The sequence below is a fragment of the Massilia hydrophila genome (assembly GCF_020208145.1).
GTDB lineage: Bacteria > Pseudomonadota > Gammaproteobacteria > Burkholderiales > Burkholderiaceae_D > Telluria > Telluria hydrophila.
Genome location: NZ_JAHYBX010000001.1, coordinates 1,537,403 through 1,560,214, shown reverse-complemented (window position 1 = coordinate 1,560,214; position 22,812 = coordinate 1,537,403). Strand labels below are relative to the sequence as shown.

The window sequence follows — 22,812 nt, the reverse complement described above, 5'->3', positions numbered from 1 at the left end:
GCCGCCGTCTCCTGGCGGCCGGGGTAATGCGGTGCTTCTATTCGGCGAACAGCTCGGCCAGCAATCCGCGCAGCCACTGGTTGCCCGGGTCCTGGTTGTAGCGCCGGTGCCAGAACACGTTGGTCTGCAGCGCCGGCAGTTCCAGCGGCGGCAGCACCCATTCCAGGCCGAAGGGCTGGGCGGCGCGCTCGGCCAGCTTCTGCGGCACCGTGACCACCAGGTCCGAGCCCGCCACCATGTAGGGCACCGCGGTGAAATGCGGCACCCGGAAGCGCACGGCGGCACCCCGCTCGCCGCCCACGCCGGCGCGCGCCAGCAGCGCGTTGATGCGGTCGTAGGGGCTTTCGCTCGCATCGACCAGCAGGTGCTCGGCCTGCACGAAGCGCTCCAGGCTCAGCTCACCCCTGGCGAGCGGATGGCCCTTGCGCATCATCGTCACATAGGGCTGGCGGAAAAGCTGGCGCTGGTACAGCGCTTCCGAGATATCCTCGAAGGGCCCCACCGCCAGGTCCACCCGCCCGCTTTCCATTGCCTCCTTCAAGGCCAGCGCCCCGGCGCGCAGGGAGCTGATCTCGACCTGCGGCGCCAGGGCCCGGCAGCGCTCGATCAGGGCCGGCATGAAATAAATCTCGCCGACGTCGGTCATGGCCAGCACGAAGCGGCGCCGGCTGCTGGCTGGGTCGAAGCGGCTGCGCTGGTTCAGCGCCAGCGCCACCTGCGCCATCGCCGCCCCGATCGGCTCGGCCATCTGGGCCGCCAGCGGCGTCGGCTGCATGCCGCTCGCGGTGCGCACGAACAGCTCGTCGCCGAAGGCGCGGCGCAGCCGGGCCAGCGCATTGCTGACCGCCGACTGGCTCAGGCCCAGCCTGCGCGCGGCCGAGGAGATCTGCCGTTCCCGATAGACTTCCTGGAACACCGCCAGCAGGTTCAGGTCGATGGCATGCGGTTCGATCATGGATGTGCGGGCAGGATGCATTGTGGGCGCGGCGCGCCTGCCCTGCCAGTAGTATTTAGTATATCAATAGTCTACATTCTTCTATTCATCTCGTAAAACCCTGTGATTTCTTCTACAGTGGCGGCGATTCCCAACCAGGAGAACCCCATGAGCCAGTCCGTCGAACGCGCGCCGGCCGCCAGCGCCTACATGAGCGGCTTCGGCAACGAATTCGCCACCGAAGCCCTGCCCGGCGCCCTGCCCGCGCACCGCAATTCGCCCCAGCGCGTGGCCTATGGCCTGTACGCCGAACAGCTGTCCGGCACCGCCTTCACCGCGCCGCGCGCCCACAACCGACGCAGCTGGCTGTACCGTATCCGCCCGGGCGCCGTGCACGGCAGCTTCAGCCCGCTGCCGGCCGGGCGCATCGTGTCGCGCTTCGATACCCCGGCGCCGCCCAGCCAGATGCGCTGGAGCCCGCTGCCGATGCCGGGCGTGCCCACCGACTTCATCGATGGCTGGGTGACCATGGCCGGCAACGGCTCGGCCGAGGCGATGAGCGGCTGCGCGATCCACCTGTATGCCGCCAACCGCGACATGGCGGGACGCTACTTCTACAGCGCCGACGGCGAGCTGCTGGTGGTGCCGCAGCAGGGCCGGCTGGCGATCGCCACCGAATTCGGCCTGCTCGAGATCGCGCCCCAGGAAATCGCCGTCATCCCGCGCGGTGTGCGCTTCCAGGTCAGCCTGCCGGACGGCGAGGCGCGCGGCTATATCTGCGAGAACTTCGGCGCGCTGCTGCGCCTGCCGGACATGGGGCCGATCGGCTCGAACGGCCTGGCCAACCCGCGCGACTTCCTGACCCCTAGCGCCCGCTACGAAGACCTGGAAGGCGAGTTCGAACTGGTGGCCAAGTTCTGCGGCGGCCTGTGGCGCGCCCCGATCGGGCATTCGCCGCTGGACGTGGTGGCCTGGCACGGCAACTACGTGCCCTACAAGTACGACCTGCGCCACTTCAACACCATCGGTTCGATCAGCTACGACCATCCGGACCCGTCGATCTTCCTGGTGCTGCAGGCGCCCAGCGATACGCCGGGTGTGGACACGCTCGACTTCGTGATCTTCCCGCCACGCTGGCTGGTGGGCGAGGACACCTTCCGCCCGCCCTGGTTCCACCGCAACGTGGCGAGCGAGTTCATGGGCCTGATCCACGGCGCCTACGACGCCAAGGCCGAGGGCTTCGTGCCCGGCGGCGCCAGCCTGCACAACTGCATGAGCGGGCACGGCCCGGACGCCGCCACCTTCGACAAGGCCAGCAGCGCCGACACCAGCCGCCCGCACAAGGTGGCCGACACCATGGCCTTCATGTTCGAGACCCGCAACGTGCTGGTCCCGACCGCGGCGGCCCTGGCCTCGCCCCAGCTGCAGGGCGACTACCAGGCCTGCTGGGCCGGGATCGCGAAGCAGTTCGACCCTACCCGTCCCTGATTCCGCTTCCGCGCCGCCCTTGATGCCGATTTGGCAATTCGTGTGGCGCGAACCGCGGCCGGCATGCGATGATGCGGCGTGCGCCGCTCCTGGCGCGCCCGGCCGCGGCCCGGTTTGTCCGACGGAGGCCCCGCGCCCGTGCTGACCGACATACTGATCATCTCCCTTCTGATCCTGACGAATGGAGTGTTCGCCATGAGCGAGTTGGCACTGGTCTCGGCCAAGCGCATCCGCCTCGAGCGGCGCGCGGAGGAAGGCAGCCGGCGCGCACGCGCCGCGCTCGCGCTGGCCGACGACCCCAGCCACTTCCTGTCCACGGTGCAGGTCGGCATCACCCTGATCGGCATTTTCAACGGCGCCTTCGGCGAAGCCTCGCTGGTCAGCCACCTGGCCCCGCATCTCGAGCAGCTGCCCGTGGTCGGGCCGTATGCGCGCGAAGTGGCGCTGGCGACGGTGGTGCTGGTGATTACGGTGGCCTCGATCATTTTCGGCGAACTGGTGCCGAAGCGGATCGCCATGGCCTTCCCGGAGACGATGGCGATCCTGATCGCCCAGCCGCTGCGCCTGCTGTCGGTGCTGATGTCGCCCTTCGTGGCCTTCCTCTCCATGAGCACCAACGCCATCGTGCGCCTGGTCGGCATCCGCGAGGCGAAGGAGGAAGCGCCGACCGAGGAAGACATCACCGGCATGATCAAGGAAGGCGCCGACACCGGTGTTTTCGAGAAAACCGAGTACGACATCGTGCAGCGCGCGCTGCGCCTGGACGACCAGCACCTGAAATCCCTGATGACGCCGCGCGTGGACCTGGTGATCCTCGACCTCGAGGATGCGCGCCGCCACAACCTGGAAACCATCGCCGCCAATCCCTACAGCCGCTTTCCCGTATGCCGCGGCGACCGCTCGCACATCCTCGGCTACGTGACGGCGCGCGACCTGTTCGGGCAGGCGGTGCGCACCGGCAGCATCGATACCATCGACATCGACGGCGCGGTGCAGGAGCTGCTGTACGTGCCGGAGACGGTGAGCGCGATGGCCCTGCTCGAGATGTTCAAGAAGAACCGCGCCGAACTGGCCCTGATCGTCGACGAGTACGGCGACATCCAGGGCATGGTCACCCTGAGCGACGTGATGAGCGCGCTGGTGGGCGACGTCACCGTGGCGGGCGAGGAGCACGATGCCGACGCGGTGCAGCGCGCCGACGGCAGCTGGCTGCTCGATGGCGGCGTGGCGCTCGACCGCTTCCGCGACCTGCTCGAGACCGGGCTCGCCTTCCCGGGCGAGGACGAAGGCGCCTACCATACGCTGGCCGGCTTCCTGCTCTACCAGCTGGGCTACATCCCGAAGCCGTCCGACATGGTGGACTGGGAGGGCTTCCGCTTCGAAGTGATGGACATGGACGGCAACCGCATCGACCGCATCCTGGTCTCGCGCCAGGACCCGCCCGCGCCGGCGCCGGAACCCGAGCGGCGCTGAACCTTTGGGCTCTTCCCCCGGCCCGCAAGCTGTGGTACAAGGTCGGCGCAACCAGGAGAAGCCCATGCAAGTCAACCCGATCCAGCTGTTCGACGCCGAATCCTCGACCTATACCTACATCCTGGCGGCGCCGGGCGACCCCGGGGCGGCGATCATCGATCCGGTCGACCGCCACTGGCAGCGCGACCTGGCCCACATCGAGCGCCTCGGGCTGCGCCTGACCCACGTACTGGAAACCCATGCCCATGCCGACCACGTCACCTCGGCCGGCCGCCTGCGCGCCCTCACCGGCGCCCGGGCCTGCGTGCCGAGCGGCTGCGGCATTCCGCCGGCCGAGGTCCAGCTCGAGGACGGCGACCGGATCGCCTTCGGCGCCGGCGAAGAGATCGCCGTCATCCACACGCCGGGCCATACGGCCGGCAGCATGTGCTACCTGTGGCGCGGCAACCTGTTCTCGGGCGACACCCTGCTGGTCGACGGCTGCGGGCGCACCGACTTCCAGGGCGGCTCCGCCTCCGCCCTGTACGACAGCATCACGCGCAAGCTGTTCACCCTGGACGAGGCCACCCGGGTCTGGCCGGGCCACGACTACAAGGGCCAGTCGGTGACCACCATCGGCTGGGAGAAGCACCATAACGCGCGCCTGGCCGGACGCTCGCGCGAGGACTTCGTGGCCCTGATGGGCGCCCTGAACCTGCCGCCCCCGAAACTGATCGACATCGCGGTGCCGGCCAACCGCCAGCTCGGCCTGCCGCATGGCATGTGAGCCGCTCCCATGCGGTGGACGTGCGACAATCGTCCCGGATCGTCGGTGCCGGCCGACGACAGGTATCATGTTTCCCTTAACCAATCCATAGTGCGCTGAACAACCATCCGGCATGCGTACGCTGCAACGCATGACTGAGAACCACGACCTGGCGCACTGGCGCTCCCGCATTTTCGCGACCCTGATCGGCGCCACCCTGGCGCTGGGGACAGCGGCCGCCATTCCCAGCATCGTCTTCGCGCTGGCCGAGGGCCTGTGGCCGATCGCGCTGATGGACGTTCTGGCGGTGGCCTGGCTGTTCGGCGTCTGGCGCAGCAAGCGCCTGGCCTACGCCTGGCGCGTGATGCACCTGCTGGCCATCATGTACCTGGTGGGCGTGGGCCTGATGCTGGGCGTGGGCGGCGTCAGCCAGCTCTACCTGATCGGACCGCCCGTGCTGGCGGTGATCCTGCTCGGGATCCGCCCCGCGCTGGCCTTCCTGGGCCTGTGCGGGGCCACCATCCTGGTGCTGGGCATGACCGGCCAGGCGCGCTTCCTGGTGAACGGCGTGCCGGACGGGGCCCTGCTGCCGAGCATCGCCGTGGCCCTGAACTACCTGTGCGTGGGCGCCGTCCTCACGGTCTGCTGCGGCGCCCTGCTCAAGGGCCTGGCGCAGACCCTGGACGAGGTGCGCAGCGGCGCCGCCGCGCTCGAGGCCAAGCAGGCCAGGCTGGTCGAACTGAACGCCGAGCTGCGCCTGACTTCGGCCGCGGTAGCGCGCCTGAACGACATGGTGCTGATTGCGCGCGCGGTCGAAGGCGAAGGCGTGACCCAGCCGATCATCTTCGCCAACGAAGCCTTCGAGCGCCGCACCGGCTACCGGCGCGAGGACATCGTCGGCCAGAGCATGCAGATCCTGGCCGGGCCCGACACCGACCCGGCCGAAGTCGCCCGCATCCAGGCCGCGCTGGCGCGCAGCGAGGCGGTGCGCGCCGAACTGGTGAGCTACGACCGGGCCGGCGAACCCTACTGGCTGGAAGTGGAGATGGTGCCCTTCGCCAGCGAGGGCGGGCGCAATACCCACTGGGTCGTGGTGGGACGCGACATCACCGAGCGCCGCAACTCGGCCAAGGCGATCCACCGGCTGGCCTTCTACGACGGCCTGACCGGCCTGCCCAACCGGCGCCTGCTGACCGAGCGCCTGGAAGCGCTGGTGGCGGCGCGCCAGCGCGGCGGCGCCCTGGGCGCGGTGCTGTTCATCGACCTCGACAACTTCAAGCAGGTCAACGACGCGCGCGGCCACGCCACCGGCGACGCCCTGCTCAAGCACGTCGCGGCGCGCCTGGTGGCGAGCGTGCGCGCCGACGACACCGTGGCCCGCCTGGGCGGGGACGAATTCGTGATCCTGCTGGGCGGGCTGGGCAAGGACCCGGAGGCCGCCACCGGCACCGCGATGCGCATCGCGCACAAGGTGCTGGGCGCGCTCGGCGAGGAAGTGGCGATCGGCGAACACCACTACCGCCCCTCGGGCAGCATCGGCGTGACCCTGCTGCAGCGTTGCGCACAAGGCGCGCACGACCTGCTGCGCGAGGCCGACGTCGCCATGTACCAGGCCAAGGCGGCCGGACGCCACGGGGTCGCCCTGTTCGAACATGGCATGCTGGCCGAGGCAGAGCAGAAACTCGGCATCGAGCGCGACCTGGCGCACGCCCTCGCCAACGGCGAGCTGGCCATGCACCTGCAGCTGCAGGTGGACCAGCGCCGGCAGCCGGTCGGCGCCGAACTCCTGATGCGCTGGCGCCGCGCGGACGGCAGCATGGTGGCGCCGGATACCTTCATCCCGATCGCCGAGGCGAGCGGCCTGATCGTCGAGCTGGGGAACTGGGTGCTGCGCCAGGCCTGCGAGGCCTGGCTGCGCCTCGAGCGCGCCGGCCACTCGCTGCCGCTGTCCATCAACGTCAGCCCGGCCCAGTTCCGCCAGCCCGACTTCGTCGAGCAGGTCGCCGCGGTGCTGCGCGAGACCGGCGCCCCGGCGCACGGGCTGATCTTCGAAGTCACCGAGGGCCTGCTGGTGTCGGACCTGGACCAGACCATTGCCCGCATGCACGCGCTGGCCGCGCTCGGGATCCGCTTCTCGGTGGACGACTTCGGCACCGGCTATTCGAACCTGGCCTACCTGAAGAAGATGCCGCTGTACGAGCTGAAGATCGACCGCAGCTTCATCCGCGACACGCCGAACGATGTCAACGGCACCGCCATCGTCCAGTCGATCCTGGCGATGGCCGACCACCTCGGCCTGCGCGTGGTGGCCGAAGGCATCGAGACCGCGCAGCAGGCCGACTACCTGGTGCGTCACGGCTGTCCCTGCATGCAAGGCTACCTGTTCGCCCGTCCGGCGCCGCTGGACGAGGTGCTGGCCACGCTCGGCGCCGCGCAGGCGCCGGACGACTGAACTTGCGCACTGGCGCCCGCGCGGCGCGGCGGGCGGTCCCGACCCGCGCCTTCCCCCCGCCAGGGGGGCAGACCCGCCGCAGCTTTCTTCCTATACTGCGTGCAGGTCGTTACGCTGCACCTGAGGGCGCAGCGGAAGCGGCCCACGAATCCGCACAGGATGGACGCGCCGCCGGCATATGCATCCATTTGTGATGGACAGCGGCGCCGCCGCCCGCTAGCCTGGGCCGGTGTCCATCGAGCGAGAACCGCCATGCGCCGCCTGTCCACCCCGTGTTTTTCCCCGTGTTTTCCCCCGTGTTTTGCGCTCTTCCTGGCCTTCCTGCTGTCGCTGCTGCCGGGGCCCGGCGCGCGCGCCGCCGACGGCATGCCCGCCGTCCCGCAGGCCGACCACCACCAGCACCTGTTCAGTGCCCCGATCATCGCCCTGATCGCGCCCGCTCCCGGCCCCGACGCGCTGCGCGAGCTGGCGGCGGCGGAACTGGTCGCCCTGCTCGACGAAGCCGGCATCGGGCGCGCCGTGCTGATGTCCACCGCCTACATGTTCGGCCGCCCTTCGCGCGCGGTGCCGGACGAATATGCGAAGGTCCGCGCCGAGAACGACTGGACCGCGGCCCAGGCGGCCCTGTGTCCGGACCGGCTGCGCGCCTTCTGCGGCTTCAACCCGCTGAAGGACTATGCGCTGGCCGAACTGGAGCGCTGCGCCGCCCTCCCCGGCCTGCGCCACGGGATCAAGATGCATTTCGGGAATTCCGACGTGCAGCTCGAGAACCCGGACCACGTGGCCCGCCTGAAGGAGGTATTCCGCGCCGCGAATCGGCACCGGATGGCGATCGCGATCCACCTGCGCGCCTCGGTCTCGCTCCAGCGCCCGTATGGCGAAGCCCAGGCGCGCGCCCTGCTCGAGCAGCTGATGCCGGAGGCGCCGGACAGCGTGGTGCAGGTGGCGCACCTGGCAGGCGCCGGGCCCGGCTACGAGGACCCGCCGGCCCAGGCCGTGATGCGGGTGCTGGCCGAGGCGGCGGCGCGCAAGGACCCGCGCACGCGCCACCTCTACTTCGACATCGCCTCGATCGCCACCCCCGCCATCACCCCGGAACAGGCGCGCCAGATGGCGGCACGGCTGCGCATGGTGGGCCTGGACCGGATCCTGTTCGGTTCGGATGCGGCCACGCCCACCAACTTGCGCCCGCGCCAGGCTTGGGCCGCCCTGCGCGCCCTGCCCCTGAGCGATGCGGAACTGGCCCGCATCGCGGGCAATGTGGCGCCATATTTACGATAGGCAACATGCATATTCGTGCGCGGTGGTGAGTTTTGTTGAATTTCGCGCCCCGCGCCGGGTGCTATGCTCGGCGCCTTCGCTCCAGATTCAATGCAATGACTCCCAAGAACACCCTGTACGCGCTGTTGATGTTGATGTTTGCCTGCGGCATGACCGAAGCCCTGTCCGGCGCCACCCGCCTGCACCTGCCGGCCTGGTGGACCCTGCTCTGCGCCTTCCTGCTCAGCTTCCTGCCCTACTACTGGTACCGCCTCGACAGCGAAGCGCGCCTGTACCGCCGCCCGCGCTGGATGAGTTCGGCGGTGGTGGCAGCGGCCCCGCTCGGGATCGGGCTCTACCTGCTGCGCAGCCGCCCGCAGGGCGCCCGCCTCGGCGCGCTGGCGCGCCTGTCCGGCTTCGTGCTGCTGATGCTGGGCGCGGCCCTGGTCGGGATGCTGGCCTTCTTCACGATGCCGGGCTGAAGGCCTGCGCCACGCCGTCCGCCTTCCTGCTAGGCTGGTTCCGATGCCGCGCGCCGCGCGGCCCGCTTTCGCGAAGGAGAACCCCATGCGCAAGATGATCATGATGGCCATTGCAGGCCTGCTCTGGAAGAAGTTCGGCGGCCGCATGGCGCGCCGCTATCCGCTCGGGCGTGGCGGCTACCGCCGCTACTGAACCGGCGCCGGGCGGCGCCAGTTTTGCGCCGGCCCGGCGTCCACGCCGGCGCGCGATGCAGTAGAATCGCTGGCTTTAAGGCAACTTTCGCAGCACCCACCTTAAGGCCGACGATGGACAAACTGCAGCACACCCTTGCCGAACCAGGCGGCGCCACCCTCAAGCGCGGCCTCAAGAACCGCCACATCCAGCTGATCGCCCTCGGCGGCGCCATCGGCACCGGCCTGTTCTTGGGCGTGGCCCAGACCATCCAGCAGGCCGGCCCTTCGGCCCTGCTCGGCTATGCGCTGGCCGGCCTGGTCGCCTTCCTGATCATGCGCCAGATGGGCGAGATGATCGTCGAGGAGCCGGTGGCCGGCTCCTTCGGCCACTTCGCCAGCAAGTACGGCAGCCCGATGGCGGGCTTCGTCTCCGGCTGGAACTACTGGGTGATGTACATCCTCGTCAGCATGGCCGAGCTGTCGGCGCTCGGCATCTACGTCCAGTACTGGTTCCCGGAAATTCCCACCTGGGTCTCGGCGCTCGGCTTCTTCTGCCTGGTCAACGCGCTCAGCCTGCTCAACGTGAAGGCGTTCGGCGAGCTCGAATTCTGGTTCGCGATCATCAAGGTGGCGGCGGTGGTCGGCATGATCGTGTTCGGCTGCTACCTGCTGCTCAGCGACAGCGCCGGGCCGCAGGCGGGCGTGGACAACCTGTGGCGCCACGGCGGCTTCTTCCCGAACGGCTTTGCCGGCCTGGCGCTGTCGATGGCGGTGATCATGTTCTCCTTCGGCGGCCTGGAAATGATCGGCATCACCGCCGCCGAAGCCGACAACCCGGGGCGTACGATCCCGCGTGCGATCAACCAGGCCATCTGGCGCATCGCCATCTTCTACGTCGGCGCGCTGGCCGTGCTCCTGATGCTCTACCCGTGGCAGAAGGTGGTGCTGGGAGGCAGCCCCTTCGTGCTGATCTTCGCCGCCCTCGACAGCAACCTGGTGGCCAACGTGCTGAACCTGGTGGTGCTCACCGCCGCCCTGTCGGTCTACAACGGCTGCGTGTACGCCAACAGCCGCATGCTGTTCGGCCTGGCCGAACAGGGCAATGCGCCGCGCGCCCTGCTCAAGCTCTCGCGGCGCGGCGTGCCGCTGGCGGCGCTGGGCGTCTCGGCGGTGGCCACCGGCATCTGCATCTGCATCAACTACTTCCTGCCGCGCGAAGCCTTCGGCATGCTGATGGGCCTGGCCGTGGCCGCCCTGGTCATCAACTGGGGCATGATCTGCTGGAGCCACCTGCGCTTCCGCCGCGCCAAGGCCGCCGCCAGCCAGGCCACCGCCTTCCCCAGCCCGCTGTTCCCGCTCACGAACTACCTGTGCCTGGCGTTCCTGGCCGGGATCGTGCTGGTGATGTACCTGACCCCGGGCCTGCGGGTGTCGGTGTGGATGATGCCGGCCTGGCTGCTCCTGCTGGGCCTGGGCTACCGGCTGCGCGGCGCGGGTAAAGACGCCAAATAGCCGCAGCGCGGGGGTGGCGCTGCACGCGGCGCTGGCCTGCCGGGCGCGCGCTTGCTAAAGTGTCTACGCATAGCAACGCCCATTCCACCCGAGGAGACCGCCTTTGAAGAAGATTGCCGCCACCCTGACTGCCCTGGCCCTGCTGGCCAGCGATGCCACCACCCTGGCCCTGGCCCAGGACTACGCGAAGTACAGTCCCGAGGCCATGGAGGGCGAACTGGCGCGCATCGCCAGCAAGCAGCTGTCCGTGATGGTGCCGATGCGCGACGGGGTCAGGCTCTCGACCGACATCTACCTGCCGAAGAACGCCAGCGGCCGCCTGCCGGTCATCCTGTGGAAGACGCCCTACAACGAGGGCAAGCTGAAAGGCTCGACCCAGCGCTACGTGCTGGAGTCGGTCAAGCGCGGCTACGTCTTCATCGTCCAGAGCGAGCGCGGACGCTATTTTTCGGAAGGCGACTGGCAGATCCTCGGCAACCCGCAGACCGACGGCTACGACACCCTGTCGTGGATCGCCCAGCAGCCCTGGTCGAACGGCAAGGTGGGCACCCTGGGCTGCTCGTCCTCGGCCGAATGGCAGCTGGCCCTGGCCGCCCTGAACCACCCCGCGCATGCGGCGATGGTGCCGATGTCGGCCGGGGCCGGCATCGGCAAGGTCGGGCGCTTCCAGGAACAGGGCAACTGGTACACCGGCGGCGTACCGCGCAACCTGTTCTTCGTCTGGCTGTACGGGGTCGACAACCCGCTGCGCGCGCGCCTGCCCGCCGGCATCCAGGACGAGCGCCTGCGCGCCCGGGTCGAGGCCTACAACGACCTGCATGCGAGCAAGCCGGCGGTCGACTGGAACAAGCAGATCAGGCACCTGCCGGTGGACCGGATGCTGTCCTCGCTGGGCGAGCCGCCCGCCACCTTCGAACAGTTCATCGGGCGCACCCCGGCCGACCCGGGCTGGCGCCAGGGCGGCCTGTACCACGAAGGCATGGGCTGGGGCGTACCGGCCCTGTGGTTCAACAGCTGGTACGACGTCTCGATCGGCCCCAACCTGGAACTGTTCAACCATGCGCGCGCCGCCGGCACCGACAAGGAGGCAAGCGCCAACCAGTACGCGGTGGTGGCGCCGATCCCGCACTGCGCCTATTCCCGCATGGGGCCCGACACCACGGTCGGCGCGCGCGCCATGGGCGACACCAGCTTCGATGTCGACGGCGCCGTCTACGGCTGGTTCGACCGCTGGCTGAAGGGCGACGCCAAGGCCTTCCCGGCCAGCACCCCGCACGTGCGCTACTACGAGATGGGCGCCAACCGCTGGCATGGTGCCAGTACCTGGCCGCCGCAGAACGCCAGGCCGATGCGCCTCTACCTGCGCTCCGGCGGCCGGGCCAATTCGCTGCACGGCGACGGCCGGCTCAGCATGGAAGCGCCGGCGGCGGGCGAAGCGCCGGACCGTTACCGCTACGACCCGATGAACCCGGTGCAGACGATCGGCGGCGGCGACTGCTGCAACGGCGGCATCGTGGTGCCCGGCGCCTTCGACCAGCGCCCGGTCGAGGTCCGCAGCGACGTGCTGGTCTACACCAGCGACCCGCTGCCGCAGGCGGTGAGCGTGGCCGGCTTCGTGGATGCGGTGCTGAAAGTCTCGTCGAACGCGAAGGACACCGATTTCGCCGTCAAGCTGGTCGACGTCGCACCCGACGGCACCGCCTGGATCATCGGCGACACCATCTTCCGGGCCCGCTACCGCAACGGCTTCGAGCGCCCGGAACCGCTCAAGGCCGGCGAGGTCGCCACCATCCGCCCGAGCCCGATCGCGACCGCGATCCAGTTCGGCGCGGGGCACCGGATCCGGGTCGAGGTGACCTCGTCCAACTTCCCGAAGTTCGTGCGCAACCTGAACACGGGTGGTCCGAACGAGAGCGAGAAGGAAGGCGTGGTGGCCGACAACGCCCTGCATCACGATGCGGCCAATCCGAGCTACATCGAGCTCCCGGTGCTGCGCTAGGACCAGGACGGCATCGAGGAGACCCGCGCCATGCCGACCCGTCTCGCTTCCTGCAGCTGCGGCCAGCTGACGGCGCGCGTGGCCGGCGCGCCGCTGCGGGTCTCGATCTGCCATTGCCTGGCCTGCCAGCGCCGTACCGGCAGTCCGTTCGCGCAGCAGGCCAGGTTCCGGCGCGCGGACGTGACGGTGAGCGGCAGTGCGAGCGTGTACACGCTGGCCGGCGATTCGGGCGCGCAGGCCCGCTTCCACTTCTGTCCGCGCTGCGGGGCGACCGTCTACTATGAGGCCGATGCGTTCCCGGGCCTGCTCAGCATTCCGGTCGGCGCCTTCGCCGACCCCGGTTTTCCAGCGCCGACCGTGTCCGTCTATGAAGAGCGGATGCATGGCTGGGTGGTCCCCCCGGCCGGCGCCGAGCACATTCCCTGAATCCGTCCCCTCCGGGGGAGGAGGCGGCCGCCCGGTTCAACCGGTGGCGTGGAGCGGCTGCGCGCGTGCCATCTCTTCCATCCGCCGCACCACCTCGACGAAGGACATCGGCCGCCCGAACAGCCAGCCCTGGCCATACTGCACGCCTTGGGCGCGCAGGAAATCGGCCTGGGCATGGCTCTCCACTCCTTCCGCGATCATGCGCAGGCCGAGGTCCTTGGCCATGCGGATGATGTGCCCGACCACCTGGCTGGTGGGCGCGCCGGTGCCGATCGCCTCGATGAAGCTGCGGTCGATCTTCAGGAAATCCAGCTCCAGCGACTCCAGGTAGGACAGGCTCGAATAGCCGGTGCCGAAATCGTCGATCGCCAGCGCGAAGCCGAGCCGGCGCAGCGCACCCGAGGTCTGGCGCGCCACGACCGGGTCGAGCAGGCCGCGCTCGGTCACTTCCAGGATCAGGTTGGATGGACGCGCGCCCATCCGCCCCAGTGTCTCCTCTAGGTGCTCGACGAAGCCGGGGGAGTGGAAATCGGCCGGCGCGACGTTGATCCCGATGTGGAAGTCGGGGTGCATCTCGAGATAGAAGCCGGTGTCGCGGCAGACCCGGTCCAGCACCTGGCGTGTCAGGCGCACGATCAGCGCGTTCTGCTCGGCGATCGGGATAAACAGGTCCGGCATCACGATCTCGCCGGTGGGCCGGCGCCAGCGTACCAGCGCCTCGACCCCCATCCACGCCCCCGTGGCCAGGTCCACGACCGGCTGGTACTCGAGGAACAGTTCGTGCCGGCGCAGCGCGTTCTTGACGGCATACGGCAAGGCCATCTGCAAGCGTGCCAGGTAGAGGATCGCCAGGCTCAGCATCACGCCAGCCGCCAGCCCGGCCGGCACCAGGCGCATCGCCAGTGCCTCCGACCGTCCCTGCACGTAGTGCAGCGGCAGCGCCGCCACCCCGGCCACCCGGAAGCGGTCCGAGCGCGCCACGGCCACCAGCTGCTCGCCGTCCACGAACACCGCCTCGCGCGCCTTGCCCAGGCGCGCCAGCCAGGCCGGGTCGACCGCGCCGCGCGCGCTGATCGGCTGCGGGAAGTCGAAGGGCAGCACGGCCAGCGCCACGTCCGGCTCGCTCTTGGCGGTGTCGAGCGCCAGCTGCGCGTGCAGGATGGCGGCGAACCTCCCGTACTGCAGCACCAGGAAGCGTTCCTGCGGCGCGAACGGGAAGCGCGCCGCGCGCCAGATCCGGGCGCCGTCCGCGCTCACGTAGTCGGGCGGTCCCAGGTCGAGCCGGCGCGCCGTGCCCAGGATCGAGGAACAGGGCATGCTGTCGCCCTGCACGTAGCCGACCGCCTGGATATAGGTCGAACCAAGGTCGATCTCGCGCATCTCGTCCAGGCTGGCCTGCGCGCATGGCGCCGCCGTGTATGGGGCCAGCCGCTCCACCGCGGCCTGCACCTGCTGGCCGGTCTCGTTGGCGCGCAGCACGACGTCGCGCGCGTAGCCTAGGGCATGCGCGCTTTCGGCCTTGAAGGCCTGGCGCTCGGATTCCTCGATCGCCAGCCAGATCGGCAAGCCGATCCCGGCCAGCGCCAGCAGCAGCGTCAGCAACATGACCGCGGTTTTCTGCATGACTTCCTGCATATCGAGTTTGAGCCCAGGCATGGGAGTTGTGCTGCACAGTCCCATACTACAGACGCCGTCCGCGCCCGGCAATCGGGCGTTGCCCTCGGACCGGGCGTGCCGTTTATGCTGCATAGCAAAATAAAAATACTTGGCCAAAAGCTTCGTGTGCGCGGCCGTTCGCCGTATCATGCTTGCCGCAATTCACCTTACAAAGGGGTAGCGTTTATGAGTCAGAGTAAGCCTCTGTCGCTGCATGTACCGGAGCCTACCGGCCGCCCGGGATGCAAGACCGATTTTTCGTATCTGCAGTTGAGTCCCGCCGGTTCGGTCCGGCGTCCGCCCATCGACGTCGCGCCGCTGGAGACCAGCGACATCGCCAATGGCCTGATCCGCGTCCTGGACGAGAACGGCGACGCCGTCGGTCCGTGGGTACCCGAGGTCGAGCCCGAACTGCTGCGCTTCGGCCTGCGCACCATGATGAAGACCCGCATTTTTGACGCGCGCATGGTGATCGCCCAGCGCCAGAAGAAGATGTCCTTCTACATGCTGTCGCTCGGCGAGGAAGCCCTGGGCACGGCCCAGGCCCTGGCCCTGGAAGACGGCGACATGCACTTCCCGACCTACCGCCAGCAGAGCCTCCTGATGGCCAAGCAAGTGCCGCTGGTCGAGATGATCTGCCAGCTGCTGTCCAACGAGCGCGATCCGCTCAAGGGCCGCCAGCTGCCGGTCATGTACTCGGTGCGCCGCGCCGGCTTCTTCACGATTTCCGGCAACCTCGCCACCCAGTACCCGCAAGCCGTGGGCTGGGCCATGGCGTCCGCCATCAAGGGCGACACCAAGATCGCCTCGGCCTGGATCGGCGACGGCGCCACCGCCGAATCCGATTTCTCCACCGCCCTCACCTTCGCCCACGTGTACCGCGCGCCGGTGATCATGAACGTGGTGAACAACCAGTGGGCGATCTCGACCTTCCAGGCCATCGCCGGCGGCGAGAGCGTCACCTTCGCCACCCGCGGCATCGGCAGCGGCATCGCGTCGCTGCGCGTGGACGGCAACGATTTCCTGGCCGTGCTCTCCGCCTCGCGCTGGGCGGCCGAACGGGCCCGCTCCAACCTGGGACCGACCCTGATCGAATGGGTCACCTACCGCGCCGGTCCGCATTCGACCTCCGACGATCCTTCGCGCTACCGCCCGGCCGACGACTTCCAGCACTTCCCGCTGGGCGACCCGATCCAGCGCCTGCGCCAGTACCTCACGAAACAGGGCTGGTGGTCGGACGAAGAGCACGACAAGGTGCAGGCCGAACTCGAGGCCGAGATCCTCGCCGCGCAGAAGGAAGCCGAATCCTACGGCATCCTGGGCGACGAGCGCGCCCCGAGCGCGGCCACGATGTTCGAGGACGTTTACAAGGACATGCCGGAGCACCTGCGCCGGCAGCGTCAGCAACTGGGAGTATGAGCATGGCGCGCGATGATCAAGCGAATGAGAAGGACCGGGGCCGGGATCCGCAGCAGGACCAGGCCAGTACCAGCATGCCGATGACCATGATCCAGGCGCTGCGCTCGGCCATGGACGTGATGATGGAACGCGACGGCAACGTCGTGGTGTACGGCCAGGACGTCGGCTACTTCGGCGGCGTGTTCCGCGTCACGGATGGCCTGCAAGCGAAATACGGCAAGTCGCGCGTGTTCGACGCGCCGATCTCGGAAGGCGGCATCGTCGGCACCGCCGTCGGCATGGCGGCCTACGGCCTGCGCCCGGTGGTCGAGATCCAATTCGCCGACTATTTCTATCCGGCGACCGACCAGATCGTGTCGGAAGCGGCGCGCCTGCGCTACCGTTCTGCGGGCGAGTTCACCTCCTCGATGGTGATCCGCATGCCCTGCGGCGGCGGCATCTACGGCGGCCAGACCCACAGCCAGAGCCCGGAAGCCTTCTTCACCCACGTGTGCGGCCTGCGCACCGTGATGCCGTCGAATCCGTATGACGCCAAGGGCTTGCTCATCGCCTCGATCGAGAACGACGATCCGGTGATCTTCCTGGAGCCAAAGCGTCTGTACAACGGCCCGTTCGACGGCCACCACGACCGTCCGGTCGTCCCCTGGTCCGGCCACGCGGCCGGCAACGTCCCGACCGGCTACTACAAGGTCGACCTGGACAAGGCGGCCATCGTCCGCCCGGGCAACGACGTGACCGTGCTGGCCTATGGCACCATGGTCTGGGTCTCGGAAGCGGCGGCGCGCGAGAGCGGCGTCGACGCCGAAGTGATCGACCTGCGCAGCATCTGGCCGCTCGACCTCGAGACCATCGTCAATTCGGTCAAGAAGACCGGCCGCTGCGTGATCGTGCACGAAGCCACCCGCACCAGCGGCTTCGGCGCCGAGCTGGCGGCCTTGGTCCAGGAACACTGCTTCTACCAGCTGGAGGCGCCGATCGAGCGCGTCACCGGCTGGGACACCCCGTATCCGCATGCGCAGGAATGGGCTTATTTCCCGGGGCCCGACCGTGTCGGCGCGGCCCTGAAACGTGCGATGGAGGGTTGAACCGATGGGCATTCACGTCATTAAGATGCCGGACCTCGGCGAAGGCATCGCCGAAGTCGAAGTCGTGGCCTGGCACGTGCAGCCGGGCGATACGGTCAAGGAAGACCAGGTACTGGCCGATGTCATGACCGACAAGGCCACCGTCGAGATTCCCTCGCCGGTGGCGGGGGTCATCACCTCGCTGGGCGGCGCCGTGGGCCAGGCGCTCGCCGTGGGCGCGGAGCTGATCCGCCTCGAAGTGGAAGGCGCCGGTAACTTCACTGGCAAGAGCGCGGCCGAGAAGGCGAAGCAGGAGCCGGTGAAGTCGGCCGCCGCCACCGCCCCGGCCGAGGAAGTGGGCGATCCGCAGCTGGCTGCGGTGGCGCAGGCCGAAGCGGCCCAGGGCGCGTCCTCCAGGGCCGCGCCGTCCCCGGCGCCCGCGGCCCCACCGCCGGCGAAGCCTGCGGGCCCGCAAACGCAGGCCTACCAGAAGGGTCCGGTGCCGCTGCGCGCCGAGGGCGAGAAGCCGCTGGCGGCGCCGGCCGTGCGCCAGCGTGCCTGGGACCTGGGCATCGAACTGCAGTTCGTGCATGGTTCCGGCCCGGCCGGACGCATCACGCATGCCGACCTGGACGCCCACGTGGCGGGCCACCGCGGCAGCGCCCAGGCCGGCGGACGCGACAACCGCTACGCGAAACGCGAAGGCGAGCGCGCCGCGCCGGTGATCGGCCTGCGCCGCAAGATCGCCGAGAAGATGCAGGAAGCCAAGCGCAACATCCCGCACTTCACCTATGTGGAAGAAGTCGACGTCACCGAACTGGAAGCCCTGCGCACCCAGCTCAACGCCAGGTATGGCGCCGAGCGCGGCAAGCTGACCTTCCTGCCGCTCCTGATGCGCGCCGTGGTGCTGGCCATCCGCCAGTACCCGATGATGAACGCGCGCTACGATGACGCCAACAACATGCTGACCCAGTACGACGGCGTCCAGCTGGGCATCGCAGCCCAGACCGAGGCCGGCCTGATGGTGCCGGTGGTGCGCCACGCCGAGACGCTCGACCCGTGGGCGGCGGCCGCCGAAGTGGCGCGCCTGGCCGATGCCGCGCGCGCCGGCCGCGCCACGCGCGAGGAGCTGACCGGTTCCACCATCACCATCACCAGCCTGGGCCCGCTGGGCGGCATCGTCACCACCCCGGTGCTGAACCGTCCGGAAGTGGCGATCATCGGCCCCAACCGCATCGTCGACCGTCCGGTCATCAAGGATGGCGCCATGGTGGCGCGCAAGATGATGAACCTGTCCTCGTCGTTCGACCACCGCGTCATCGACGGCCAGGTGGCGGCGAAGTTCGTCCAGACCATCCGCGGTTACCTCGAAACCCCGGCCACCATCTTCGTGGAGTAAAGGCGCATGGAGACCATCAATACTACCCTCCTGATCATCGGCGGCGGTCCCGGCGGCTACGTGGCCGGGATCCGCGCCGGCCAGCTCGGTGTGCAGACCGTGCTGGTCGAGGGCGCCTCGCCCGGCGGCACCTGCCTGAACATCGGCTGCATCCCGTCCAAGGCCCTGATCCACGCGGCGGAGGAATTCTGCAAGGCGCGCAGCTACGCGGCCGAGACCTCGCCGCTGGGGATCACCACCAGCGAACCGCGCATCGACCTGGAGCGCACGGTGGCCTGGAAGGACGGCATCGTCAAGAAGCTCACCGGCGGGGTTGGCGCCCTGCTCAAGAAGAACGGCGTCCGGCTCGTGAATGGGTGGGCTACCATCCTCGACGGCAAGACGGTCGAGGTGCGCCAGGACGGCGAGGGGCAGGCCAGCGTGCGCATCCGCTGCGAGCACATGCTGCTGGCCACCGGCTCGCACCCTGTCGAACTGCCCTTCATGCCCTTCGGCGGACCGGTGATCTCGTCCACCGAGGCGCTCTCCCCCGCCAGCGTCCCGCAACGCCTGGTGGTCGTCGGCGCCGGCTACATCGGCCTGGAACTGGGCACCGCCTACCACAAGCTGGGCAGCCAGGTGACCGTGGTGGAAGCGGCCGACCGTATCCTGCCCGCCTACGACGCCGACCTGGTCAAGCCGGTCGCGGCGGCGCTGGGACGCCTGGGTGTCGAACTGCGCCTGGGCTGCTCGGTGCAGGGACTCGACGAGGAAGGCCGGGTGCGGGTACGCGACGCTTCCGGGGTCGACGCGGTGCTGGAAGCGGACCGGGTGCTGGTGGCCGTGGGCCGCAAGCCCGCCACGACCGGCTGGGGCCTGGAAAACCTGATGCTCGACATGGACGGCCGCGCGGTCAAGGTGGACGACCAGTGCCGCACCTCGATGCGCAACGTGTGGGCGATCGGCGACCTGGCCGGCGAGCCGATGCTGGCGCACCGCGCAATGGCGCAGGGCGAGATGGTGGCCGAGATCGTATCGGGCAAGAAGCGCCACTTCGCCCCGGCGGCGATTCCGGCCGTCTGCTTCACCGATCCGGAAATCGTGGTGGTCGGCATGTCGCCGCTGGATGCCGACAAGGCGGGCATCGAGATCATCACCGCCAGCTTCCCGTTCAGCGCCAACGGCCGCGCCATGACGATCGAAAGCACGGATGGCTTCGTGCGGGTGGTGGCCAGGAAGGGCGACCACCGCATCATCGGCTGGCAGGCCGTGGGCGGCGCCGTCTCGGAACTGGCGGCAGGCTTCACCCAGTCGATCGAACTGGGCGCCCTGCTGGAGGACGTGGCCGGCACCATCCATGCGCATCCGACGCTGGGCGAGGCGGTGCAGGAAGCCTGCCTGCGCGCGCTCGGACATGCGCTGCACATTTGAGTGTGGACCGCGTGGGCGGATACCCGCCCGCCCGACGGATAGCGCGACCGCTATCCGAACGACCGCCCTTCGGGGCGGTTTTTTTATTGTCGTGCCACCGCTGAATCTTTGCCAGGTTTGCCCGAGCAGCAAACGATCCATGCATACTTTGTTACATTTGCAAACATTATTTGCAAATTGTGCCTAGGTTAAGTTTATCCTGAGTGCAATAATCGCCTCGCGCTCGGGAATGAGCCCCAGCGCACGCTAACAAGAAAGGCATGACATGTTCAAGAAAATCGCAGCCGCCACCGCCCTGGTCCTCGCTTCCTCCGCCGCTTTCGCCGCCCAGCCCAACACCTTCTATGCAGGCGCCGACGTCGGCCGCACCAAGGTCGACGGTATCGGCGAGCGCGACACCAGCGCCGGCGCCTTCGTCGGTTACAACTTCCACCAGAACTTCGCGGTGGAAGGCGGCTACCGTCGCCTGTTCGACGAGGACTATCGCTCGGGCGCCCTGAGCGCCAACGCCAAGGTGGACCAGCTGTCGCTGTCGGTGATCGGCAGTCTGCCGGTGGGCGAAAGCGTGAGCGTGTACGGCCGCCTGGGCGTGAACCGCCTGGAAGCCAAGGCCAGCATCGACAACTGGCGCTCGAAGGAACATGACACCAAGGCCCTGTACGGCGTTGGCCTCAGCTATGCCTTCAACCCGGCTGTCTCGGCCCGGGTCGAAGTGCAGAAGCCTGCCAGCGACGCGACCAACCTGAGCGCCGGCGTGGCCTTCCAGTTCTAAGTCCCAGCCCAGGAATGGCGGCGCAGGCTTCGCAGGCTGCGCCGCCATTTTTCCTTCATTCCTGCGTGCAAGAAGCAAAAAGAACCGTATACTTCCGGCATCTCAACCACACCGGACTTCCATGCAGCCAGCCGCTTCTTCCGCTTATTCCGCTTCTTCCGCCTCCACCGAACGTTCGGCAACTGCGCCGCGGCGCACCGCCACGCTTGCCCTGGCCATCGCCATCCCGCTGCTGTTTGCCGCCTGCGGCAAGCGCGAGACCCCTCCCGGTGCCCAGCCTGGCGCCGAAGCGGCACCCGGCACACCAGCAGCCAACGTGGCCTGGCAGCCGTACACGCCGGTCCTGCAGCACGTCTACCTGGCCTACTTCGGCCGCCCGGCCGACCCGGCCGGACTGGAACACTGGGGCCGCCAGCTGGCGGCGGCGGCGGCGGCCACCGAGCCGGCCGCGCTGGCCAGCCAGTACCGCGACAATCCGGGCGTGCGCGCCATGCTGGATGCCTTCGCCAACAGCACGGAAGCGCGCGAAACCTCCGGCAGCACCAGGGAATTCGTTGCCGGCCTGTACCGCAACCTGTTCCAGCGCGAAGCCGATCCGGCCGGCCTGGACTACTGGGTCCAGGCGCTCGACAAGGGCGTGATCTCGCGCTCGGACGCGGCGCTGGCGATCATGCTGGGGGCCCAGCACAAGGATCCGGGCACGCTGGCCAGCAAGGTCGCCGTGGCGACCCGCTTCACCGCCATGCTGGCCGCGCGCCCCGACGGCGCGACGCTCTACCGTGGCGAAGCCGACAATCGGCTGGGACGGGCCATGATGGCGAAGGTGGATGGCGCGACCGATCCGGCCGCGTTCGACACCGAGATGCGCGCCACCATCACGCAGATGGAGCAGGCGCAGTAAGCGTCCCGGCGGCGCGCGCCCGCGCGCCGCGCGCGGGCCGGGCCGACAGCAGCATGCCGAGCTGCAGGGCGGAATCGACCACGCTCTCGATCCCGGGCCGGTAGCCCGCATCGATCCAGCGCAGCGCAATGTGCATGACGCCGCCGACCACGCCGGCCTGCAGCAATTCGTCCCCGGGCTGCCCGGACGGGGCAACAATGCGCGCCACCTCGTGCCCGATCGCGCGCAGGGCGGCGTCGAAGGCCTGGTCCACGGCCCGGCTGACGCCGCGGATCTCGACCAGGAACACACGCGCCGATTGGGGCTCGCGCTGCAGGGCGGAGAAGTAGGCGTGCAGCATGGCGCGCAGGCGCGCAACGCGTCCGCGGCCGGCTTCGCGCGCGGCCCGCTTCACGTCCCCCAGTACCGAGTAAGTGACCAGGTTGAAGGAATCGATCAGCAGGGCTTCGCTGTTGACGAAGGATTCGTAGAAATAGCGTTCGGTCAGGCCGGCGGCTTCGCAGACCGCCTTGACGGTGGCCTGGTGATAGCCGCGCTCGCCATACACGGCAATGGCGGCCGCGACCAGGCGGGCCCGGCGTTCGGTGCGCCGCTCGTCCTGGGTCAATCCACGGTACGAGCGGGAATGGTTGAGCTCAGCTTTCATGCCCACATTCTACACAGAAACTTGTCATCATCCTGACAATGTTACGTGTAGGAAAAACGCGCCGTGTCGGCGAGAACGCCGACATCGTCGGCGGCCACGATGGGGCAGGATCAGCGCTCCTTTGCTGCAGTGCCCTGGTCGTACTGGTCGTCGTCGGTCTGGCTGGCCGGCAGGCCGCCCTGGCGCTGCGTGTCCGCCGCCTGCCGGGTTCCGGGCTGTTCCGCCTGTCGGCTGCCGCCCTTGCCATCCTTGCCCCCGCTGTCGATACCTTCCATGCCGGTGCGCAGGGCGCCGCCCTGGCTGGCGCCGCCGAAGGCCTGTTCGGCTTCCTGCTGGCTGGTATCGCCGGCCAGCAGGTCGTCGCTGCGGCTGGCCGACTGGCGGCTGCCCCCGGCGTTCTCGCTGCCCATGGCGCCGATGTCGCCGGTCCCGCCGGTGCCCACGCTGGCCGCGCTGCCGGTGCCGTCGTGCGTGCTCTGGTGGTAGTTGCGGCCCTTGGCGTCCTTGCCTTCGCTCTGCATCGACATCATGCTCTCCTGTTCGCGGTTGGATGCCCATGATAGCGCCGCGCGGCCCGCGCACGAATAGGCCCAGACCGGC

19 protein-coding genes are annotated in these 22,812 nt (G+C 68.9%); 15 read left to right on the top strand and 4 right to left on the bottom strand.

Annotation, left to right across the window (positions count from 1 at the left end; translation table 11 throughout):
* Positions 1-37: 37 nt before the first annotated feature.
* On the bottom strand, positions 38-955 hold the full coding sequence (locus tag LE190_RS07035; RefSeq protein WP_225238009.1) for a LysR family transcriptional regulator: 918 nt from the start codon (positions 953-955) through the stop codon (positions 38-40).
* A 147-nt stretch (positions 956-1,102) separates the two neighbouring features.
* Between LE190_RS07035 and hmgA the strand changes: the two genes are divergently transcribed.
* The 9 genes from hmgA to LE190_RS06980 all read left to right on the top strand — a co-directional run bounded on the left by hmgA (position 1,103) and on the right by LE190_RS06980 (position 12,945).
* The gene (gene hmgA, locus LE190_RS07030) at positions 1,103-2,422 is read left to right on the top strand and encodes a homogentisate 1,2-dioxygenase (RefSeq protein WP_225238008.1); all 1,320 of its coding nucleotides are present in this window, start codon (positions 1,103-1,105) and stop codon (positions 2,420-2,422) included.
* A gap of 138 nt (positions 2,423-2,560) precedes the next feature.
* Complete coding sequence (locus LE190_RS07025) at positions 2,561-3,895, top strand: hemolysin family protein (protein ID WP_369598425.1); 1,335 nt, start codon at positions 2,561-2,563, stop codon at positions 3,893-3,895.
* Between the two features lie 64 nt (positions 3,896-3,959).
* Positions 3,960-4,661, top strand: coding sequence for an MBL fold metallo-hydrolase (locus LE190_RS07020; protein ID WP_225238007.1), 702 nt, complete (start codon positions 3,960-3,962; stop codon positions 4,659-4,661).
* A gap of 130 nt (positions 4,662-4,791) precedes the next feature.
* Complete coding sequence (locus tag LE190_RS21895; protein WP_307734684.1) at positions 4,792-7,092, top strand: putative bifunctional diguanylate cyclase/phosphodiesterase; 2,301 nt, start codon at positions 4,792-4,794, stop codon at positions 7,090-7,092.
* Positions 7,093-7,344: 252 nt separating this feature from the next.
* Positions 7,345-8,373 carry an amidohydrolase family protein gene (locus tag LE190_RS07000; RefSeq protein WP_225238006.1) on the top strand — a complete coding sequence of 343 codons (1,029 nt, stop codon included), beginning with the start codon at positions 7,345-7,347 and terminating at the stop codon, positions 8,371-8,373.
* 95 nt (positions 8,374-8,468) lie between these two features.
* The gene (locus LE190_RS06995) at positions 8,469-8,834 is read left to right on the top strand and encodes a hypothetical protein (RefSeq protein WP_225238005.1); all 366 of its coding nucleotides are present in this window, start codon (positions 8,469-8,471) and stop codon (positions 8,832-8,834) included.
* Between the two features lie 306 nt (positions 8,835-9,140).
* Positions 9,141-10,520 (top strand): amino acid permease, encoded by a 1,380-nt coding sequence (locus tag LE190_RS06990; RefSeq protein ID WP_225238004.1) that lies wholly within the window; start codon positions 9,141-9,143, stop codon positions 10,518-10,520.
* 103 nt (positions 10,521-10,623) lie between these two features.
* Positions 10,624-12,519, top strand: coding sequence for a CocE/NonD family hydrolase (locus LE190_RS06985; protein ID WP_225238003.1), 1,896 nt, complete (start codon positions 10,624-10,626; stop codon positions 12,517-12,519).
* Between the two features lie 30 nt (positions 12,520-12,549).
* Positions 12,550-12,945 (top strand): GFA family protein, encoded by a 396-nt coding sequence (locus LE190_RS06980; RefSeq protein ID WP_225238002.1) that lies wholly within the window; start codon positions 12,550-12,552, stop codon positions 12,943-12,945.
* Between the two features lie 36 nt (positions 12,946-12,981).
* On the opposite strand, the gene LE190_RS06975 is transcribed toward LE190_RS06980, so the two are convergent.
* Positions 12,982-14,601 carry an EAL domain-containing protein gene (locus LE190_RS06975; protein ID WP_225238001.1) on the bottom strand — a complete coding sequence of 540 codons (1,620 nt, stop codon included), beginning with the start codon at positions 14,599-14,601 and terminating at the stop codon, positions 12,982-12,984.
* A 186-nt stretch (positions 14,602-14,787) separates the two neighbouring features.
* On the opposite strand from LE190_RS06975, the gene LE190_RS06970 reads away from it, so the two are divergent.
* The 6 genes from LE190_RS06970 (at position 14,788) to LE190_RS06945 (ending at position 21,566) form a co-directional block, all read left to right on the top strand.
* Entirely contained in the window at positions 14,788-16,020 is a 1,233-nt protein-coding gene (locus LE190_RS06970) for a 3-methyl-2-oxobutanoate dehydrogenase (2-methylpropanoyl-transferring) subunit alpha (RefSeq protein WP_225238000.1), read from the top strand.
* A gap of 74 nt (positions 16,021-16,094) precedes the next feature.
* A complete protein-coding gene (locus tag LE190_RS06965; protein ID WP_224946033.1) occupies positions 16,095-17,105 on the top strand; it encodes an alpha-ketoacid dehydrogenase subunit beta in 1,011 nt (336 codons plus the stop codon).
* A 4-nt stretch (positions 17,106-17,109) separates the two neighbouring features.
* Entirely contained in the window at positions 17,110-18,483 is a 1,374-nt protein-coding gene (locus LE190_RS06960; protein ID WP_225237999.1) for a dihydrolipoamide acetyltransferase family protein, read from the top strand.
* 6 nt (positions 18,484-18,489) lie between these two features.
* On the top strand, positions 18,490-19,893 hold the full coding sequence (gene lpdA / locus LE190_RS06955) for a dihydrolipoyl dehydrogenase (protein ID WP_225237998.1): 1,404 nt from the start codon (positions 18,490-18,492) through the stop codon (positions 19,891-19,893).
* Between the two features lie 265 nt (positions 19,894-20,158).
* Positions 20,159-20,665, top strand: coding sequence for an outer membrane beta-barrel protein (locus LE190_RS06950; RefSeq protein WP_225237997.1), 507 nt, complete (start codon positions 20,159-20,161; stop codon positions 20,663-20,665).
* Between the two features lie 121 nt (positions 20,666-20,786).
* On the top strand, positions 20,787-21,566 hold the full coding sequence (locus tag LE190_RS06945; RefSeq protein ID WP_225237996.1) for a DUF4214 domain-containing protein: 780 nt from the start codon (positions 20,787-20,789) through the stop codon (positions 21,564-21,566).
* Here LE190_RS06945 and LE190_RS06940 read toward each other — a convergent pair.
* Complete coding sequence (locus tag LE190_RS06940; RefSeq protein ID WP_225237995.1) at positions 21,541-22,212, bottom strand: TetR/AcrR family transcriptional regulator; 672 nt, start codon at positions 22,210-22,212, stop codon at positions 21,541-21,543. The genes LE190_RS06945 and LE190_RS06940 overlap by 26 nt on opposite strands.
* A 110-nt stretch (positions 22,213-22,322) precedes the next feature.
* Entirely contained in the window at positions 22,323-22,742 is a 420-nt protein-coding gene (locus LE190_RS06935) for a hypothetical protein (protein WP_225237994.1), read from the bottom strand.
* Positions 22,743-22,812 lie beyond the last annotated feature (70 nt).

Excerpts from the sequence above, each read along its gene's own strand:
- LE190_RS07035 (WP_225238009.1), bottom strand. The coding sequence starts at position 955 with ATGATCGAACCGCATGCCATCGACCTGAACCTGCTGGCGGTGTTCCAG.
- hmgA (WP_225238008.1), top strand. The coding sequence starts at position 1,103 with ATGAGCCAGTCCGTCGAACGCGCGCCGGCCGCCAGCGCCTACATGAGC.
- LE190_RS07020 (WP_225238007.1), top strand. The coding sequence starts at position 3,960 with ATGCAAGTCAACCCGATCCAGCTGTTCGACGCCGAATCCTCGACCTAT.
- LE190_RS21895 (WP_307734684.1), top strand. The coding sequence starts at position 4,792 with ATGACTGAGAACCACGACCTGGCGCACTGGCGCTCCCGCATTTTCGCG.
- LE190_RS07000 (WP_225238006.1), top strand. The coding sequence starts at position 7,345 with ATGCGCCGCCTGTCCACCCCGTGTTTTTCCCCGTGTTTTCCCCCGTGT.
- LE190_RS06995 (WP_225238005.1), top strand. The coding sequence starts at position 8,469 with ATGACTCCCAAGAACACCCTGTACGCGCTGTTGATGTTGATGTTTGCC.
- LE190_RS06990 (WP_225238004.1), top strand. The coding sequence starts at position 9,141 with ATGGACAAACTGCAGCACACCCTTGCCGAACCAGGCGGCGCCACCCTC.
- LE190_RS06980 (WP_225238002.1), top strand. The coding sequence starts at position 12,550 with ATGCCGACCCGTCTCGCTTCCTGCAGCTGCGGCCAGCTGACGGCGCGC.
- LE190_RS06975 (WP_225238001.1), bottom strand. The coding sequence starts at position 14,601 with ATGCCTGGGCTCAAACTCGATATGCAGGAAGTCATGCAGAAAACCGCG.
- LE190_RS06970 (WP_225238000.1), top strand. The coding sequence starts at position 14,788 with ATGAGTCAGAGTAAGCCTCTGTCGCTGCATGTACCGGAGCCTACCGGC.
- LE190_RS06965 (WP_224946033.1), top strand. The coding sequence starts at position 16,095 with ATGCCGATGACCATGATCCAGGCGCTGCGCTCGGCCATGGACGTGATG.
- LE190_RS06960 (WP_225237999.1), top strand. The coding sequence starts at position 17,110 with ATGGGCATTCACGTCATTAAGATGCCGGACCTCGGCGAAGGCATCGCC.
- lpdA (WP_225237998.1), top strand. The coding sequence starts at position 18,490 with ATGGAGACCATCAATACTACCCTCCTGATCATCGGCGGCGGTCCCGGC.
- LE190_RS06950 (WP_225237997.1), top strand. The coding sequence starts at position 20,159 with ATGTTCAAGAAAATCGCAGCCGCCACCGCCCTGGTCCTCGCTTCCTCC.
- LE190_RS06945 (WP_225237996.1), top strand. The coding sequence starts at position 20,787 with ATGCAGCCAGCCGCTTCTTCCGCTTATTCCGCTTCTTCCGCCTCCACC.
- LE190_RS06940 (WP_225237995.1), bottom strand. The coding sequence starts at position 22,212 with ATGAAAGCTGAGCTCAACCATTCCCGCTCGTACCGTGGATTGACCCAG.
- LE190_RS06935 (WP_225237994.1), bottom strand. The coding sequence starts at position 22,742 with ATGATGTCGATGCAGAGCGAAGGCAAGGACGCCAAGGGCCGCAACTAC.